Below are 14,429 nucleotides of genomic sequence, written 5' to 3'. Positions count from 1 at the left end.
GGTACAACGTGTGCCGGGTGATTGCACATTGCTGGTCCGGCGCGACCCGCGGCGCCCCCTCCGGGCTCGTAAACCTCGCCGATCTCCCCCAAAAAAGACTGGGGGAGGTTGGGTGTGGGGGAGGCTCAGGTGCGCTCCGAATGGCTCCGCGCAGGCCCCCTCCGGGCCGGCACCACCGGCCCACCTCCTCCGAAACTGCCGGGAGAGGTTGGGATGCCGCTGGATTGAGGGATCGACGAAAGGCTCGGGCTGCGTCCGCCGGCGCTCCCTCCGGGCTCCTAACCTCGCCCAACTCCCCCGTAACTGCCGGGGGAGGTTGGGATAAGGAGGTTGGTTGATCGCCGCCGCGTCATGGAATCGGCCAATGGGATCGGCGGCGGCGAACATGCTTTCCCTCGCCGGGCTGCGACACTATCGTGTGGCACGCTCGGCCAGACCCCCATTCGGCGTCCGGGGAAGCTCTCCGGTGGATGGCGCGTTACCTTCCTCCCCCTAATCCCACGCCCGTGATGACGATGCGTCGCTTGTTCATGGCGGTCACGCTCTGCGCGCTGTCGGCGTGCGGCGTAGCCGATTCGCCCACGCTGGCCACGCCCGAAGCCCCGCCGTCGCGCGAGGTGCAGCACGCCTCCACCACCGGCTATCCCGGCTTCTACTTCTACAACGGGATCATTCCGGGCGACTCCGCCCTGGGCACGTTCGATCCCAACGTGTCACCCACGGTGCGCGTGTGCCGCATCACCAACGGCGTGTGCGGATCCAACCTGGGTACGGCCTCGCGCACCAGCCCGTGGTGGGGCAACCGCTACGTGACGGTGAACACGTCCGAGGAGCGGTACCAGGTGGACTGGCCCACCGCCTCGGTGAACGCCCAGACGGGGCAGATCTACCGCGTCTCCGTTTCGGTGGGCACGCGGACGCTGGGCTTTATGGACGTGAAGATGGTGGGCAGCTGGTTCGAGTTCTTTACCACGGACACGAACGACTACATCCCGTGGTTCGCGGGAAGCACGCTCCCCGTGTACTTCCGCATCGAAACCGGCGTCCCCGGCTCCATCACCGTCTCGGCCGCCAGCATCAACCTGAACGTGGGTGCGTCCGTCTCAGTGTCGTCGGTGCTGCGCGACCTTCGCGGCCAGCCGATGGCCGACACGGCGCTGTGGTGGATGGACAACCCGGATGTGGCGCAGCTGGACAGCGGCTGGGTGGTGGCGAAGACACCGGGTACGACCATCCTGTGGGCGTGGTACTACGACATCGAAGTGCAGATCCCCATCACGGTTACGGACACGCGCCGCGCGTGGAACACCATGACCACGGGGACGGACCAGGGGAACCGCGGCATCTGGGGAACCAGCGCGTCGAACGTGTACGCGGCCAACTACACGGGGCTGCTGCGCTGGAACGGAACCGCGTGGGCGTACGTCCCCGAGCTGCAGTGGCGCACGCTGCACGACGTGTGGGGAAGCTCCGCGTCGGACGTGTGGGCGGTGGGGGAGAAGGGCGAGATGGTGCGCTGGAACGGCACCGCCTGGACGCTCCACCGCTACGACGGCACGTCGGTGACGCAGCAGCCGCTGGGCAACTTCGATACGCCGGCGCAGTCGTACGCGCTTCGCGGCGTGTGGGGAAGCTCGGCCACCAACGTGTTTGCGGTGGGCGACGGCGGCGTGGTGTTGCGGTATGACGGCACCACTTGGACGCGGATGACGACGGGGACCACGGCGCAGCTGAACCGCGTCTGGGGAAGCTCCGCCACCAACGTGTACGCGGTCACGTCGACGGGGCGGCTGCTGCGCTACAACGGCACCGCGTGGTCGTTCGTAGCCGGGGTGCAGGCGCCCGGCGCGCTGTGGTCGGTGTGGGGGAGTTCCGCGAGCAACGTGTACGCGGTGGGCGACGGCGGGATCGTCTTCCGCTACAACGGCACCAGCTGGTCGCGCGTTCGCCTGCCGCGCCGGGACGTGCTGTACGGGGTGTGGGGATCCGGCGCGTCGAACGTGTACGTGGGCGGCGGGGCGGGTGTGCTGTACCGCTTCGACGGTACGAACTGGATTCCCGAAAAGGCGCTCAACGGGCAGAGCCACATCCAGGCCCTGTGGGGCACGAGCAGCGGCGCCGACCTGTTCGCCTCGGCCGCCGGCGGGCGCGTCTTCAAGCGCTGATCGGCAGGCACGGGAGACAAACGCGCGGGGCCGGCGTCTGGAAGGGCGCCGGCCCCGTGTGCATTTGGGGGGCGGATTTCGGTGGATGGGTGGATCGGCGGATCGGTGGATCGGTGGATCGGTGGATCGGCGGATCGGCGAACGGGGTCGAACTGGCGTCCGCGGGGTGCCCCTCCCCCGGCCCCTCCCCGTTCGTTCCTCACGGAGAGGGGAGAACTTCGATCGCGCGACGGCTGACATCGCGCTGCGTCCGCGGGTCCGTCGCCCCTCCCTTGGGCAAGTACCTCCGTACCCTCGTACCTCAACCGGCCGCCTCCTTGTTTCCATTTGGGAACACGCCTACCTTGTCGCCACACCCCCGCTCCAACCCAGGCGACGGCACGTCAATGGATCTCCGCGAAATCCAGCAGCAGGTGGACGCGTACATCGGCCAGTTCAAGGAAGGCTACTTTCCTCCGCTGGTGAACCTGGCGCGCCTCACCGAGGAAGTGGGCGAGCTGGCGCGCGAGATCAACCACACGTACGGCCCCAAGACCAAAAAGCACGACGAGCCCGAGGGCGATATCGCGCTGGAACTGGGCGACATCCTGTTCGTGGTGGTGGTGCTGGCCAACCAGATGGGGATTGACCTGTCCGACGCCGCGAGCCGCACGCTTTCCAAGTACCAGATCCGCGACGCCAACCGCTGGGAGCGCAAGGGCGAGGGCGGGGTGGAGCTGTAGGCGGAAGGTGGATGAAGGGTACGGTCTGAATGGCTGGTTCTAGCGCGACCCGCGGCGCCCCCTCCGCTCGCGTAGGCTCGCACCTCCCCCAAAAAAGACTGGGGGAGGTTAAGGATTGAGCAGGATGTAGGGCGCTTCGGATGGCTCGGCGCAGGCCCCCTCCGGGCCGGGACCACCGGCCCACCTCCCCCGAAACTGCCGGGGGAGGTTGAGGTGTGGGGCAGGGGGCGGTGCGCTTCGGATGGAGCGGTGCGAGGTGGTCGGCCGCCCCCCTCCCCGACCCTCCCCCGCAAACTGCGCGGGGGAGGGAGGTGCGACGCACCTTCCGAACCGCTATCGACTTTCTCCCCTCTCCGTGAGGAACGAACGGGGAGGGGCCGGGGGAGGGGCACCCCGCCGACGCAGCTCGATGCCCGTCGATCACCCACTCACGCACTCACGCACTCCCGCACTCCCGCACTCCCGCACTTCTTTCGATGAATCCCACCGTCTTCATCATCGACGACGACGCGGACCAGGTGGCGCTGGTGACCGCGCAGATCGAGCGCGGGCGCCAGTTTGCCACCAAGGGGTTCACGCGCCCCGAGAGCGCCATCGAAGAGATCCGGGCCGATCCCCCCGACGCCGTGGTCTGCGACCTGGTGATGCCGGGGATGGACGGCATCGCCTTTGTGCGGCGGGTGCGCGAGATCGACCGCTCACTCCCCATCATCATCGCCACGGCGCGGGGGACGGAGGGGGACGCGGAGCGGGCGCTGGAGGCTGGCGCCACCGACTTCGTCACCAAGCCGATCGAGCCGCGCGCGCTGGAAACGCGCATCCGCCGCGCGCTGGAGCAGGCGCCGCGCGAAGAGCTGCTGCAGTCGTTCACGCAGGCCAAATTCGACCCCCACGCCATCATCGGCCGGCACCCGCTGATCGAGGAGGTGCGCGAGTTCATCGCCAACGTGGGGTCGGTGCCGCAGGTGTCGTCGCTGCTGCTGGGCGAGTCGGGGACGGGCAAGAACCTGGTCGCACGGGCGATCCACGCGGCCAGCAGGGCGGCGGGGCACCGCTTCGTGGAGGTGAACTGCGCGGCGCTGCCGGCCAACCTGCTGGAAGCGGAGCTGTTCGGCTACGAGAAAGGCGCGTTCACCGACGCCAGGCAGGCCAAGAAGGGGCTCGTCGAGGTGGCGGACGGGGGCACGCTCTTTCTGGACGAGATCGGCTCCATGCCGCTGGAGCTGCAGGCCAAGCTGCTGACGTTCCTGGAAAGCCGCGCCTTTCGCCGCATCGGCAGCACGCGCGAGCAGAGCGTGACGCTGCGGGTGGTGGCGGCAACCAACACGGACCTGCAGGGGGAGGTGGCCCGTGGCGGCTTCCGTGAGGACCTGTACTACCGGCTGAACGTGGCCAGCCAGACGCTGCCGCCGCTGCGCGCCATCCGCAGCGACATCCCCGAGATCGCCCGCCACTTTACCAAGCGCGCGGCCGAGTACTTTGCCAAGCCGCTGCCGGAGATCGAGCCGGAGAGCGAAGAGCGGCTGCAGCGCTACGACTGGCCCGGCAACGCGCGCGAGCTGCGCAACGTAATCGAGCGGTCGATGATCTTTTCCCGCGGACCGCGGCTGCGGATCGTGGAGCTGGCGCCGTTCGCCCCGCCGGCCGCCGCCGAGCCCGCGACCGACGGGCTGGTGCTGCCGAGCGGGCTGACGCTGGACGAGGTGGAGGCGCGCTACATCGACGAGACGCTGACCCGGCTGGGCGGCAACGTGACGGCGGCGGCGGAGCAGCTGGGCGTGTCGCGCAAAGTGCTGTGGCAGCGGAGGAAGCGGCACGGCCTGCTCACGGGGAGGGAATAGGTGCCGCGTTCATCGAAAGCCGCGACGGAGTTGGAGGAGCTGCGGGCGCGGCTGGAGGAGGCGGAGCGCTCCAGCGAGGAAAAGACGCGCTTCATCCGCCACGTGAGCCACGAGTTCCGCACGCCGCTCAGCTCCATCATCGGCTTTGGCGCGCTGCTGCAGCGCGAGGGCGAAGGTGAGGTGCTGGCTCCCGCGGTCCGCGCGGAGTACCTGGAGATCGTGCTCCGCAACGCGCGCCATCTGCTGCACGTGGTGAACGACCTGCTGAACATCTCCAAGGTGGAGGCGGGAAAGCTGGAGGTGACGCTGGCGCCGGTGCGGGTGCCGGACGTGATCGGCGCGGTGGTGACGGCGCTGGGCCCGGCGGCGGAGGACCGCGACATCCGCCTCACCATCGAGGACGCCGGCGCGCCGTACGCGCTGGCGGATTCCGGACGGCTGCGGCAGGTGCTGTTCAATCTGATGGAGAACGCCATCAAGTACTCGCCGCCCGGCGCGGAGGTGATCGTCCGCGCGCGCGGGGCGGAGGACGGCGTGCGCGTGGAGGTGGAGGACCGCGGCCCCGGCATCTCGCGCCGCGACCAGGCGCGGCTGTTCAAGGAGTTTTCCCGCGTCAATCCGCCTGGGATGCGCGTGATCGGCGCCGGGCTGGGGCTTGCGCTTTCGCGGATGCTGGCGGAGGCGATGGGCGGTCGCATCGGCGTGGAGTCGGTCCCGGGGCGGGGGAGCACCTTCTGGGTCGCGCTCCCGGCCGCGCCGGACCCCGCGGGCGCCGCGGCCGCGCCCGCCCGTTCCGCGGCGCCGCGCAGGCGCACCGAGACGGTGGGGATCGTGGACGACGATCCGGACCTGCGCGCGTACGCCGTCGCGGTGCTGCAGCGCGCGGGCTACCGCGCGGCGGCGGACGATGGCGCGCCCGGGGTGGCGGGGCGGCTGGCGGAGGCGCGGCCGGCCATCATCCTGCTGGACATGAACCTGGCCGGGCGCACGGGGATCGAGGCGCTGGCGGAGCTGCGCGCCATCCGGGCGCTGGACACCGTTCCGGTGCTGGCGTTCACCGCCGCGTCCCTGGCCGACCTGCCGATGGAGGGCTTCGCCGGCCGCGTGAGCAAGCCGGTGGAGCCGGATGCGCTGCTGGCCCAGGTGGACGCGGCGGTGGAAACGCTGGCGGCGCGTGTTGCCGATGCGGAACGCGACGCGGACGAGGATGACTTTCTGGCTCCGCTGCGCGCCCGCTTTCGCGCCGGGCTGGGATCCCGGCGCCTGTCCATCGAGTCGGCGCAGGGGCAGGGGGACCGCGAGTCGCTGCGGCGCGAGCTGCACAAATTGCGAGGAACGGCGGGGGGATACGGCTACGACGCACTGGCGGAGGCGGCCGGCGCGGCGGAGGAGGCGGTGCGGGCGGGGGAGGGCGTGGCGGAGGTGGCGCGGCTGGTGGCCCTGCTGCGCGCGGAGACGGAAGAGGGGTGATGTGCGTTCCCGTTCGGGAGCGCGCGTTCCCGGGACGGAACGCGGATGCCCCTTCCCGCATCGCGTCGGGAAAGGGTAAAGCATTGCGGGATGGCGGGTTGCGGATCACCCGGCGGATGGGCCGATCCTTGCCATGTCCGGTACCGTGTTTGACGATGCCTATCTGCCCATGACCGATCCTCCCATGCTGGCGCTCGCGGACGACGACGAGCTGCACGCGGAGCTGGTGTGCACCTGGCTGGAGCATCATGGCTTCCGCGTGATGCACTTTCCCTCCGGCGACGAGCTGCTTTCCTGGGCTTCCGCGGGCGAACGCCACGTGGATGCCTTCCTTCTGGACATCGACATGCCGGGCCGCGACGGCATCCAGAGCAGCCGCGAGCTGCGTGCGCTGGGCAGCTACGCGCGCGTGCCCACCGTCTTTGTGAGCTCCACCTCACCGCGCGCGATCGTCGACGCGGCGGCGGATTCAGGACGGTTGGAGTTCATCCGCAAGGACGGGCAGATGTTCGTGCGCCTGGCGGAATGGCTTTCGGAGAACATCTACTCGGCTACCTGACGCTGGATTGGCTGGTTTGATGTGGTTGCTTGATGTTGCTGGACCCCTCGACCGCGATTGCGTGCGAGGGGCTTTTTTGTGTTCGGCCGGCTCAGCAACAGAATGGCCTCACACAGAGTTAACAGAGTCAACAGAGTTTGCTCGTGCCGTTTCCGTCAGTTCACGGTGGCGACCATGTAGGTGAGGATGGTCGGACCCGCGGGCGCCGAGGCGGGGAGGCGCGTCTGGACGTCGCACGGGGGCTTGTCGGCCGATGCGCCGGCGGCACAGCCGGTCCGAACCTGCGCGGAAACGGGGCGCGCCTGCTCGCCATTCACCACCTGCACCACGCGGGGCGCGTTGCCGCGGATGGACAGCGGCGTGGTCACGTCCAGCGCGCCGCCACTCGCCCGCGAGACCGCCGTAGCGCCCGCCGTCACCGCCAACGCCTCGACGACGGTCACGGAAGCGGTCATCTGCACGCGCGTCTGCTGCGCATCACACGAGCGGGCGGCAAAGGTAGCAAGCAGGAAGGCGGCGATGACGACGGCGTTCATCAGATCCCACGGGTTCAGGTTGCCCCGTGAGAAGGCACACCCCGCACCCGATGGAATCAGAAGCTAAGTATCTATTCCGCAGCAATTTACAAAGAATGATGGTGCGGGCGGCGCTGTACGGAAAAACGACACAAGGCCCAATCCTCTGCTGATTCAGCCTTGCGGTTGTTGATGATTCTGGATGCGATGTTCAAAAATCGGTCAATGCTTTCGAATCCTGAGGTAAACCACGAGAAACCCTGCTAACTCTGGTGACTCTGCGTGAGGCCCCAAAGCGGCTCGCGCCAAAGCCAGCGGAGCCGCACGAGAAAACTCCGTTAACTCCGTTGACTCCGTGTGAGACCCACTCTTTTCAGTCGCCCGGACGAAGCTGAAGCGCGGGAACCTGAACGGGGTTGGAGCCAGGCGTGGCCGGAACGGTAAAGGTAACGGGCTGCGGATCAGGCGCGGCACGCAGCGCCTGCAGGGAGCTGGCGGCGACGGTGAGCGTCCAGGTGCCGGCGGGAAGGCGCGGAAAGTAGAACTCTCCGTCGCTGAAGGTAACCACGCGCCGCGGCGACGCCTCGCCCGCGCGGCGTGCCTCGACGGTGATGCCGGCCAGGCCGCGCGGCGGGCCCGTCCACTGCACCCGGCCGTACGCCTCGCGGGTGCGCACCAGCGGCAGGTCCACGGGGGTGTACAGGTTGGGCGTGGGGCGCAGCAGCGACTCGGCCAGGCCGGGCGCCAGCTCCGTGATGGCCATGTTCAGCGTGTCGATCCCCACGGGGAGCACCGCGTAGGGGAGCAGTCCCCACGCGGCGTAGCGCCCCTGGCGGTCCGTCATCGCCCGCTCCCCGCCCACCACCACCGGCACAAGCGCCGCCGGCTCCTCGCCGGGATCCATCACCCCGTCGCCATCCTCGTCCACGAACACGCGCCCGCTTACCCCCGCGCGCCCCAGCGTCTCGAACGGGGTGGCCGCCGTCCCCTCCGGCCCGTACGCCACCCCGCCGCCCGCCGTGAGGAACAGGCCCGAGCGCCGCGCCTCGCTGAACGCGTTGGCCTGGAAGTACGCGGCGGGGGCGCGGGTGATGAAGGTGAGCGCCAGCGACGGCGCGCCGGTGGAGCCCTGCCAGCCGCCCGCGATGCTCATGCTGGCCCACTCGCCGGTGCGAAAGGTGAGGCCCATGGAGGCGTTCTGCACGATGGACCCGCCGTAGTCCACCCGCGCGTTCACGTTCACGTCGCGCAGCCGGCGCAGCAGGTGGCGCGGCAGAAAGGTGTGCGCCATCACCGTGGCCACGTCCACCGGCTGAAAGCCGCTCTCGTACCCCAGCGCCACCTGCACGCGTCCGTAGCCGGAGGTGACGCCCGTCTGCCAGGCGGGCGGTGCGCCGTCCGGCCGCCCCCGCGCCCGCCCCTGCACGATGAGCGCACGGCCACGCCCCGGGAACACGCCCTTCAGCGCCGCGGATCCCTCCCCGAACCAGACGGGCTCCGCCACCGAGGCCAGCTCGTCCTGCCGCTGCCAGCCGCCGGAGACCCGCCAGCCTCCGAAGCGGTCGTAGCGGTACAGGGTGCCGTGCGACAGCGCCCCGGCCCGCACCCGCACCTCCATCCGCAGGTCCGGCCGCAGTCCGTAGCTCAGCATGCCGTACGGGCGCGCGGCGGATCCGCTGTCGCGCACCGTGTGCTCGCCGCCCAGGCCGACCGTAAGGCTGCGGCTGGCCCCGTACCGCACGTCGCCGTAGCCGAACGCCTCGCACGAGGTGGTGTAGCGGCAGGCGCCGGCGCCTGCCCGGTAGCGCCATTCGCCCGTGGGCACCTGCAGCGCGGGGACCAGAAAGGTCAGCTCCTCCGTGCGCTCCTGCCCGGCGGGGCCCAGCAGGCGAATGCGCACGGGGGTGGCCCCGTACCCCAGCTGCGCCGCCACCGGCTCCGGCGCGTTGCGGGTGCCCACGCCCACCAGCTGCTCGCCCTGGTACACCTCGTACTCCCACCCCGCGGGCACCACGGGACGGATGAGCGCCTCGCCAAAGTACGCCGGCGCGTAGATGGGCTCGTTGGTCACCGTAAAGCCGAACATCGTCCGCGAAACCAGCCCTTCGCTCAGCACGTCGCCCAGCCGCAACTGGCGGACGATGCGGCTGCGGGGAAAGGCGCGGGCGTACTGCAGCCGCGGATCGGCGATGCGGATCCCCGCGGTGTCGAAGAGCGCGGCGCCGCCCCCTTCCAGCGCGCCGCCGCCCACGGCCACGCCCACGTCCGTCCGCAGCCGCCCCTGGAACTCCGTGCTGGTCACCGTCCCCGCCAGTCCCCACCCCGCCGCCACGCCGCCCGTGCGCGCGGGATAGGGCACGTCCGGCTCCGCCGCCTCGCGCGCGGGGCCGCGCGCGCCCCCCTGCCGGCGCGCAAGGTCGCCGGCGCGGCGCACGGCCGGGAACTCCACCGGGCCCACGAAGAGGATGCTGACGTTCTCCCAGTCCACGTTCACCTGCGCGCCCAGCACCCGCCCCAGCGCCGCGGGGGAAAGAAAGGCCTCGCGCTCGCGGCGCAGCCACTCTTCTTCGCCCACGATGAACGAGGTGCCGCCGGACGAGACCGTGCGCGTGGCCAGGTCTACCCGCGTGCTCCACACGCCGGGCGGCCACTGCAGCGCCAGCGTGTCGCCGCGGTCCTCGAAGGGGATCTGCAGGTACTCCAGCGTGGCGCGCAGCGGCACCAGCGGCTGGCCGCGCGGGTCCAGCACGACGGTGACGGTGCGCAGGTCGGGGATGGCGGTAAGGTGCAGCTCGAACAGCCCCTCCTCCTGCGCGGCGGCGGGGCGGGGCAGGGCTACGGCGATGAGCAGGAGCAGCAGCAGAGCGGCGCGGGCGCGCCAGGGGTGGGGCACGGCCGTCAGCCGATCACCGCGACGGTGATGGTGATGGGAGCCGAGTAGGTGCCGGGCTTGAGCGTGCCCGCGGGGACGGTCAGCTGGCCGCCGATGTACACGTCGGCCGCGAAGACGTTGTTCTGCGGCGTGTTGTTGGGCAGGTCCACCACCAGGTTGGTGCCCGTGTACGAGGCCGGGCTGAACGAGGCGTCCTGCACCGCGCACACTCCCGCCGTGCCGCTGGTCGTGTTCCACACGCACAGCCAGCCATACTGCGTCCCCGCCCAGCTTACCGGGATGGTGGACGTGCCGCTGGTGAGCTGCGACGGCAGGGTAAAGCGGATGCCGTACGTCACCGTCTTGCGCAGGTTGCTGAAGCGCGCGCCCGCCGCCCAGGTGCCCACCGGGTACACCGGCCGTGCGGGGACTGAGACCACCTGGCCGGGGCTCACGTTGCCAAAGTACAGGTCGCGGGTGGTGGTGAGCAGGATCGGCGGCGGCGCCACCTGCACGCTGGCGGTGACGGACGACTTCCACTCCGGCGGAGGCGTCGTCTGCGCGGCGGCGCGCACGGCCACGCCCGGCGCCGCCATCAGCAGCACCAGGGCGAAAAGGGCCGGGAGCGCGCCGCGAAGCGTCACTGAACGGGGATCCGCTGGTCGATCGGCGCCGCGGGCAGGGCGCCGCCGGGGGGCAGGTCCTCGCGCTCGGTGTCGATGTGGATGCGCACCGCCAGCGCGCCGGTCGCGGTGGGGGGAACGGCGAAGGTCAGCCGCCGCCGCATGGTGCGGTAGACGGCCACGTCGTCGTAAAGAGTGGAGACGACGCTGCCCCCGGCGTCCAGCAGCTCGGCGCGCATGCGGCCCAGGAACGCGGCGTTCCCGCTGCGCGACAGGTCCACCTGCAGCTGCACTCCGTCCGCCGTGCGCCGCGCGGACGCCTCGGTCACGTCCACCCCCGTCCGCAGGTCGCCCTTGCGGTAGTTGGCGGCCATGACGAGCGTCGTCTGCACGTTCAGCTGCAGCCGCACATCGCCCTGCGTCTGCTCGATCGGCGGCTGTCCGCCGCGCGACGAGATGAGCACGCGCGCCCAGTACTCCCCGTCGGCCAGGTCGCCCGGCGGCTCCACCAGAACGCGCACCACCTGCCGCTGCCCAGGCTGCAGCAGCAGCCGGCGCGGAAAGGCCCGCATCCACGCCATCGCCGAGGGCTCGCCGGCGGCGGGCTCGCGGGTGGTGGCCACGCTGACGTTGCCCGTGGAATCCGACTGCGGATAGCCGTAGGCAAAGTCGACGGTAATCTCTTCGGGGAGGGTGCCGGGGTTGTAGAGCGTCAGCACGCCCGTGCGGGTGCGGCTGTCGATGTAGAGCGCCGTGGGGCTTACCGACACCGCGTGCGCGGGCGCGGCCACCCCCGCCAGCAGCGCAAGCGCGGCCAGCAGGGTGCGTGCGGAGAAGAGGGTGCGAGCGGCGCTGCGGACCATCGGTATCCTGCCGAAAAGTGCCAGAACCTCAGGTCGCGGGGTTCGCGACCACTACGTGCACGGTGATGGCGGCGTCGTAGGCGCCGGGCGGCTGGGCCGCCGCGGGCTCCGCCGAGCCACCGAGCCAGATGGTGGCGCCGCCCTGGCCCGCGGGAAGGGTGAACGAGACCGGCGCCGCCGGATCGAACACCAGCACCGCGCCCGAGCCGGGAAAGGTGACCCGCCCGTCCGTGGCGCCAAAGCGCAGCGGAAGAAGCGGACCGCCGGGCCCGGCGCGCAGCCCCGCAGGAAGCTCGAACAGCAGGGTCACGTGACCGGATCCCACCAGCTCTACCGTGGCGCGCCGGCTGGCGTCCAGGGGGCTGATCACCGTGGGGATTCCAGTGCTGAGCATGCCGAAGCGAAGCCCCTGCACCGGAAGAACCGAAACCGTGCCCTGCGCCAGGGCAGGGCACGGTGTGGCGAGGAGGGCCAGGAGCGCGGCGGCAAGCCACGCGCCCCGTCCGCCGAAAGGCGCGGAGGTCCCGGTCCGCCCCGCCATGGCCGCGATCAGTTGGCGGCGGTGAACGTGAAGTCGATGTCGGCCGAGAAGATGCCGACGCCGGACGCCGCGTTGCCGGTCACCGTGCCGCCGACCAGCACGTAGGTGCTCTGCACGGTGCCCGGGGCGGCCGCGCTGAACGAGAACGACGCGCAGCTGGCGGCCGCGGCGCCGGTGCCGCCGCTGGTGCTGGCCGTGGCGCAGCTGGCCGAGAAGCCCAGGGTCTGGCCGCTGGTGGAGTTGGTCAGCACGGTGGGCACGGTGGTCGTGACGTTCACGTTGCTGTTGTGCCCCACCTGGATCTGGCCCAGACCGGCGGTGCTCAGCCCCGAGAGCGCGGCCTGGCTGGCGCCGCTGCTGGCCAGCGTGCTGCTGCTGCCCATCGACAGGGTGCCGAACTTGAGCTGGTGCGTGGTGCTGGCCGTCAGGCTGGCCTGCACGGTGGCGCTCGCGTTCACGGTGGCGCTGGCGGTCTGGGCGCTGACGGCCGCGGGCGCGACGAACAGCGAGAGGGCAGCCAGCGAAAGGGCGATCTTCTTCATTGTCGGTCCTCGGAACGATGGGAGGTTGGGGGGCACTGCGGCGGGGCGCTCCGGAAGGTCCGGCAGATGGCCCGCGTTGCCGCGCCGGAGAGGGGCAACGCACATGCCACGTGCGGATGATGCACTATCTAATTATGTGACAACAATTTACCGTCGTTTCTCCTTGTCGTCCAGCGGGACCGTGTTCCCGATCGGGAACGCCGGCGTGTTCCGTAACGGGAACGGAACAGATCTCACGCGGAGCCGCGGAGGAAAAGAAGAGCCGCGGAGAAGGACGGTCCTTTCTCCGCGGCTCATCGGTTTCTCCGCGCCTCCGCGTGCAATCCTTTGGCGGATGCGGATCAGCAGCCCTTGAGCGCTTCGACGAAGAGGCGGCTCTCGTCGGGCGTGTTGTAGAAGTGCGGCGAAACGCGCACGTAGCCGGCGCGGTAGTCCACGATGATGTTCTGCTGCGCCAGGCGGTGCACGGCGAGGGGTGCGTCGTCGTGGCGGACCAGGATGATGCCGGAGCGGCGCGCGGGGTCGCGGGCGATCTTCATCTCGAACCCCGCCTCCTCCGCCAGCCCCACGAGGTCCGCCGTCAACGCGGCGATGCGCTCGTAGATCTTCTGGTGGCCCGCCTCGGCAAAAATCTCCAGGCCGCCAAGGGCGGTGTAGGCGGTGGGGACGGCGGGGGTGCCCATGGCGAAGCGCCCCGCATCTTCCCGGTACTCGAACTCGTCGTTGCGGAACAGAAACTGGTCGCGCGCGCCAAACCAAGACGCAATCGTGGGCCGCAGCTCGGCGATCTTTTCCTGCTTCACCCACAGAAAGGCGATGCCGGGGCCACCGCACAGCCACTTGAGCGGGCCGGCCACGTAGACGTCCGCGTCCAGCGAGCGGGGATCGACGGGGATCTGGCCGGCGGCTTGGTATCCATCCACCAGAAACAGGGCGCCCGCCTTGCGCGCCGCGGCGGCCGCGCCGGACAGGTCCTGCACGTAGCCGGTGCCGTAGAACACGTGGCTGGTGGCGACGATGGCGGTGCGCTCGTCCACGTACTGGGCCCAGCGCTCCGGCGGCACCCCGATCCCGTCATCCGACGGCACGCGCACCACCTCCACGTCGGGGCGGGCGAGCCACTGGTAGACCAGGGTGGGAAAGTCCAGGTCGGCGACGACCACCCTGTTGCGCGTGCGGTAGTCGATGGACGAGGCGATGGACGACAGCGCGCCGCTCACGCTGGGGGAGAGCGCGATCTCCGACTCCCGCGCGTTCCACATGGTGGCGACGGACTGCTTGAGCTCGCCCAGGCGCCCCATCCACAGCTCGTACCAGGCGCTGGCGCCCATGGTGTTCCAGAGCGCCTGAAACTCGCCCAGGTAGCCCATGGAGCGCCGCGACAGCGCGCCCAGGGAGCAGGAATTGAGGTAGGTGCGCGTTTGCAGGATGGGGAACTCGGTGCGCCAGCGCTCCAGCTCCGTGTGCGGGATTCCGCTCATGCGTGGTCTTCCTGCCCTTCATCGCTTCAGGTGAAAGAGAGCGCGCAACTTGCCGCTTGCTCCCTGCCATCGTCAAGCACCGTAACAGATGGAAGGTACAGAGACATCTGAGGTGGTCCGTCAACGGTTTCGTATGTGGCGGACCCCCTTCGTTCAGGCCGGTGCCGGGACGCCGAGCCGCTTCACCAGGGGTGAGCGGCGTGCCCAGAGCGATTGGATGTAGCGCGCCTCGTCG

At 70.3% G+C, this 14,429-nt stretch carries 12 protein-coding genes; 5 read left to right on the top strand and 7 right to left on the bottom strand.

The annotated features are described in order from the left end of the window. Positions 1 to 515: 515 nt before the first annotated feature. The 5 genes from ACOJUJ_RS07515 to ACOJUJ_RS07495 all read left to right on the top strand — a co-directional run bounded on the left by ACOJUJ_RS07515 (position 516) and on the right by ACOJUJ_RS07495 (position 6,757). Positions 516 to 2,165, top strand: a complete 1,650-nt coding sequence (locus tag ACOJUJ_RS07515) for a WD40/YVTN/BNR-like repeat-containing protein (RefSeq protein ID WP_420126241.1) — start codon at positions 516 to 518, stop codon at positions 2,163 to 2,165. 386 nt (positions 2,166 to 2,551) lie between these two features. Further along, positions 2,552 to 2,887: a nucleotide pyrophosphohydrolase gene (locus tag ACOJUJ_RS07510; protein ID WP_420126240.1), complete on the top strand. Its 336-nt coding sequence runs from the start codon at positions 2,552 to 2,554 to the stop codon at positions 2,885 to 2,887. A gap of 476 nt (positions 2,888 to 3,363) precedes the next feature. Then, positions 3,364 to 4,728 carry a sigma-54-dependent transcriptional regulator gene (locus ACOJUJ_RS07505; protein WP_420126239.1) on the top strand — a complete coding sequence of 455 codons (1,365 nt, stop codon included), beginning with the start codon at positions 3,364 to 3,366 and terminating at the stop codon, positions 4,726 to 4,728. Continuing rightward, entirely contained in the window at positions 4,729 to 6,198 is a 1,470-nt protein-coding gene (locus ACOJUJ_RS07500; RefSeq protein WP_420126238.1) for a hybrid sensor histidine kinase/response regulator, read from the top strand. Between the two features lie 133 nt (positions 6,199 to 6,331). Continuing rightward, positions 6,332 to 6,757, top strand: a complete 426-nt coding sequence (locus tag ACOJUJ_RS07495; RefSeq protein WP_420126237.1) for a response regulator — start codon at positions 6,332 to 6,334, stop codon at positions 6,755 to 6,757. Positions 6,758 to 6,912: 155 nt separating this feature from the next. Here the strand turns inward: ACOJUJ_RS07495 and ACOJUJ_RS07490 are convergent, their stop codons facing one another. The 7 genes from ACOJUJ_RS07490 to ACOJUJ_RS07460 all read right to left on the bottom strand — a co-directional run bounded on the left by ACOJUJ_RS07490 (position 6,913) and on the right by ACOJUJ_RS07460 (position 14,194). After that, positions 6,913 to 7,293, bottom strand: coding sequence for a hypothetical protein (locus ACOJUJ_RS07490; RefSeq protein ID WP_420126236.1), 381 nt, complete (start codon positions 7,291 to 7,293; stop codon positions 6,913 to 6,915). 352 nt (positions 7,294 to 7,645) lie between these two features. Then, complete coding sequence (locus tag ACOJUJ_RS07485; protein ID WP_420126235.1) at positions 7,646 to 10,165, bottom strand: hypothetical protein; 2,520 nt, start codon at positions 10,163 to 10,165, stop codon at positions 7,646 to 7,648. A gap of 5 nt (positions 10,166 to 10,170) precedes the next feature. Next, on the bottom strand, positions 10,171 to 10,788 hold the full coding sequence (locus tag ACOJUJ_RS07480; protein ID WP_420126234.1) for a hypothetical protein: 618 nt from the start codon (positions 10,786 to 10,788) through the stop codon (positions 10,171 to 10,173). Continuing rightward, positions 10,785 to 11,630, bottom strand: coding sequence for a hypothetical protein (locus ACOJUJ_RS07475; protein WP_420126233.1), 846 nt, complete (start codon positions 11,628 to 11,630; stop codon positions 10,785 to 10,787). The genes ACOJUJ_RS07480 and ACOJUJ_RS07475 overlap by 4 nt, the downstream gene beginning before the upstream one ends. A 28-nt stretch (positions 11,631 to 11,658) precedes the next feature. Then, positions 11,659 to 12,000, bottom strand: a complete 342-nt coding sequence (locus tag ACOJUJ_RS07470) for a hypothetical protein (protein ID WP_420126232.1) — start codon at positions 11,998 to 12,000, stop codon at positions 11,659 to 11,661. Positions 12,001 to 12,179: 179 nt separating this feature from the next. Continuing rightward, the gene (locus ACOJUJ_RS07465) at positions 12,180 to 12,713 is read right to left on the bottom strand and encodes a hypothetical protein (protein ID WP_420126231.1); all 534 of its coding nucleotides are present in this window, start codon (positions 12,711 to 12,713) and stop codon (positions 12,180 to 12,182) included. Between the two features lie 341 nt (positions 12,714 to 13,054). Continuing rightward, on the bottom strand, positions 13,055 to 14,194 hold the full coding sequence (locus ACOJUJ_RS07460) for an aminotransferase class V-fold PLP-dependent enzyme (RefSeq protein WP_420126230.1): 1,140 nt from the start codon (positions 14,192 to 14,194) through the stop codon (positions 13,055 to 13,057). Positions 14,195 to 14,429 lie beyond the last annotated feature (235 nt).

The sequence above is a fragment of the Longimicrobium sp. genome, from assembly GCF_048594345.1.
Lineage (GTDB): Bacteria > Gemmatimonadota > Gemmatimonadetes > Longimicrobiales > Longimicrobiaceae > Longimicrobium.
The sequence above is the reverse complement of the archived record's forward strand: the minus strand, read 5'-3'. Positions and strand labels throughout refer to the sequence as shown.

Bases quoted from the DNA above. Each gene is read 5' to 3' on its own strand.
- ACOJUJ_RS07515 (WP_420126241.1), top strand. From the start codon at position 516: ATGCGTCGCTTGTTCATGGCGGTCACGCTCTGCGCGCTGTCGGCGTGC.
- ACOJUJ_RS07510 (WP_420126240.1), top strand. From the start codon at position 2,552: ATGGATCTCCGCGAAATCCAGCAGCAGGTGGACGCGTACATCGGCCAG.
- ACOJUJ_RS07505 (WP_420126239.1), top strand. From the start codon at position 3,364: ATGAATCCCACCGTCTTCATCATCGACGACGACGCGGACCAGGTGGCG.
- ACOJUJ_RS07495 (WP_420126237.1), top strand. From the start codon at position 6,332: ATGTCCGGTACCGTGTTTGACGATGCCTATCTGCCCATGACCGATCCT.
- ACOJUJ_RS07490 (WP_420126236.1), bottom strand. From the start codon at position 7,293: ATGAACGCCGTCGTCATCGCCGCCTTCCTGCTTGCTACCTTTGCCGCC.
- ACOJUJ_RS07475 (WP_420126233.1), bottom strand. From the start codon at position 11,630: ATGGTCCGCAGCGCCGCTCGCACCCTCTTCTCCGCACGCACCCTGCTG.
- ACOJUJ_RS07465 (WP_420126231.1), bottom strand. From the start codon at position 12,713: ATGAAGAAGATCGCCCTTTCGCTGGCTGCCCTCTCGCTGTTCGTCGCG.
- ACOJUJ_RS07460 (WP_420126230.1), bottom strand. From the start codon at position 14,194: ATGAGCGGAATCCCGCACACGGAGCTGGAGCGCTGGCGCACCGAGTTC.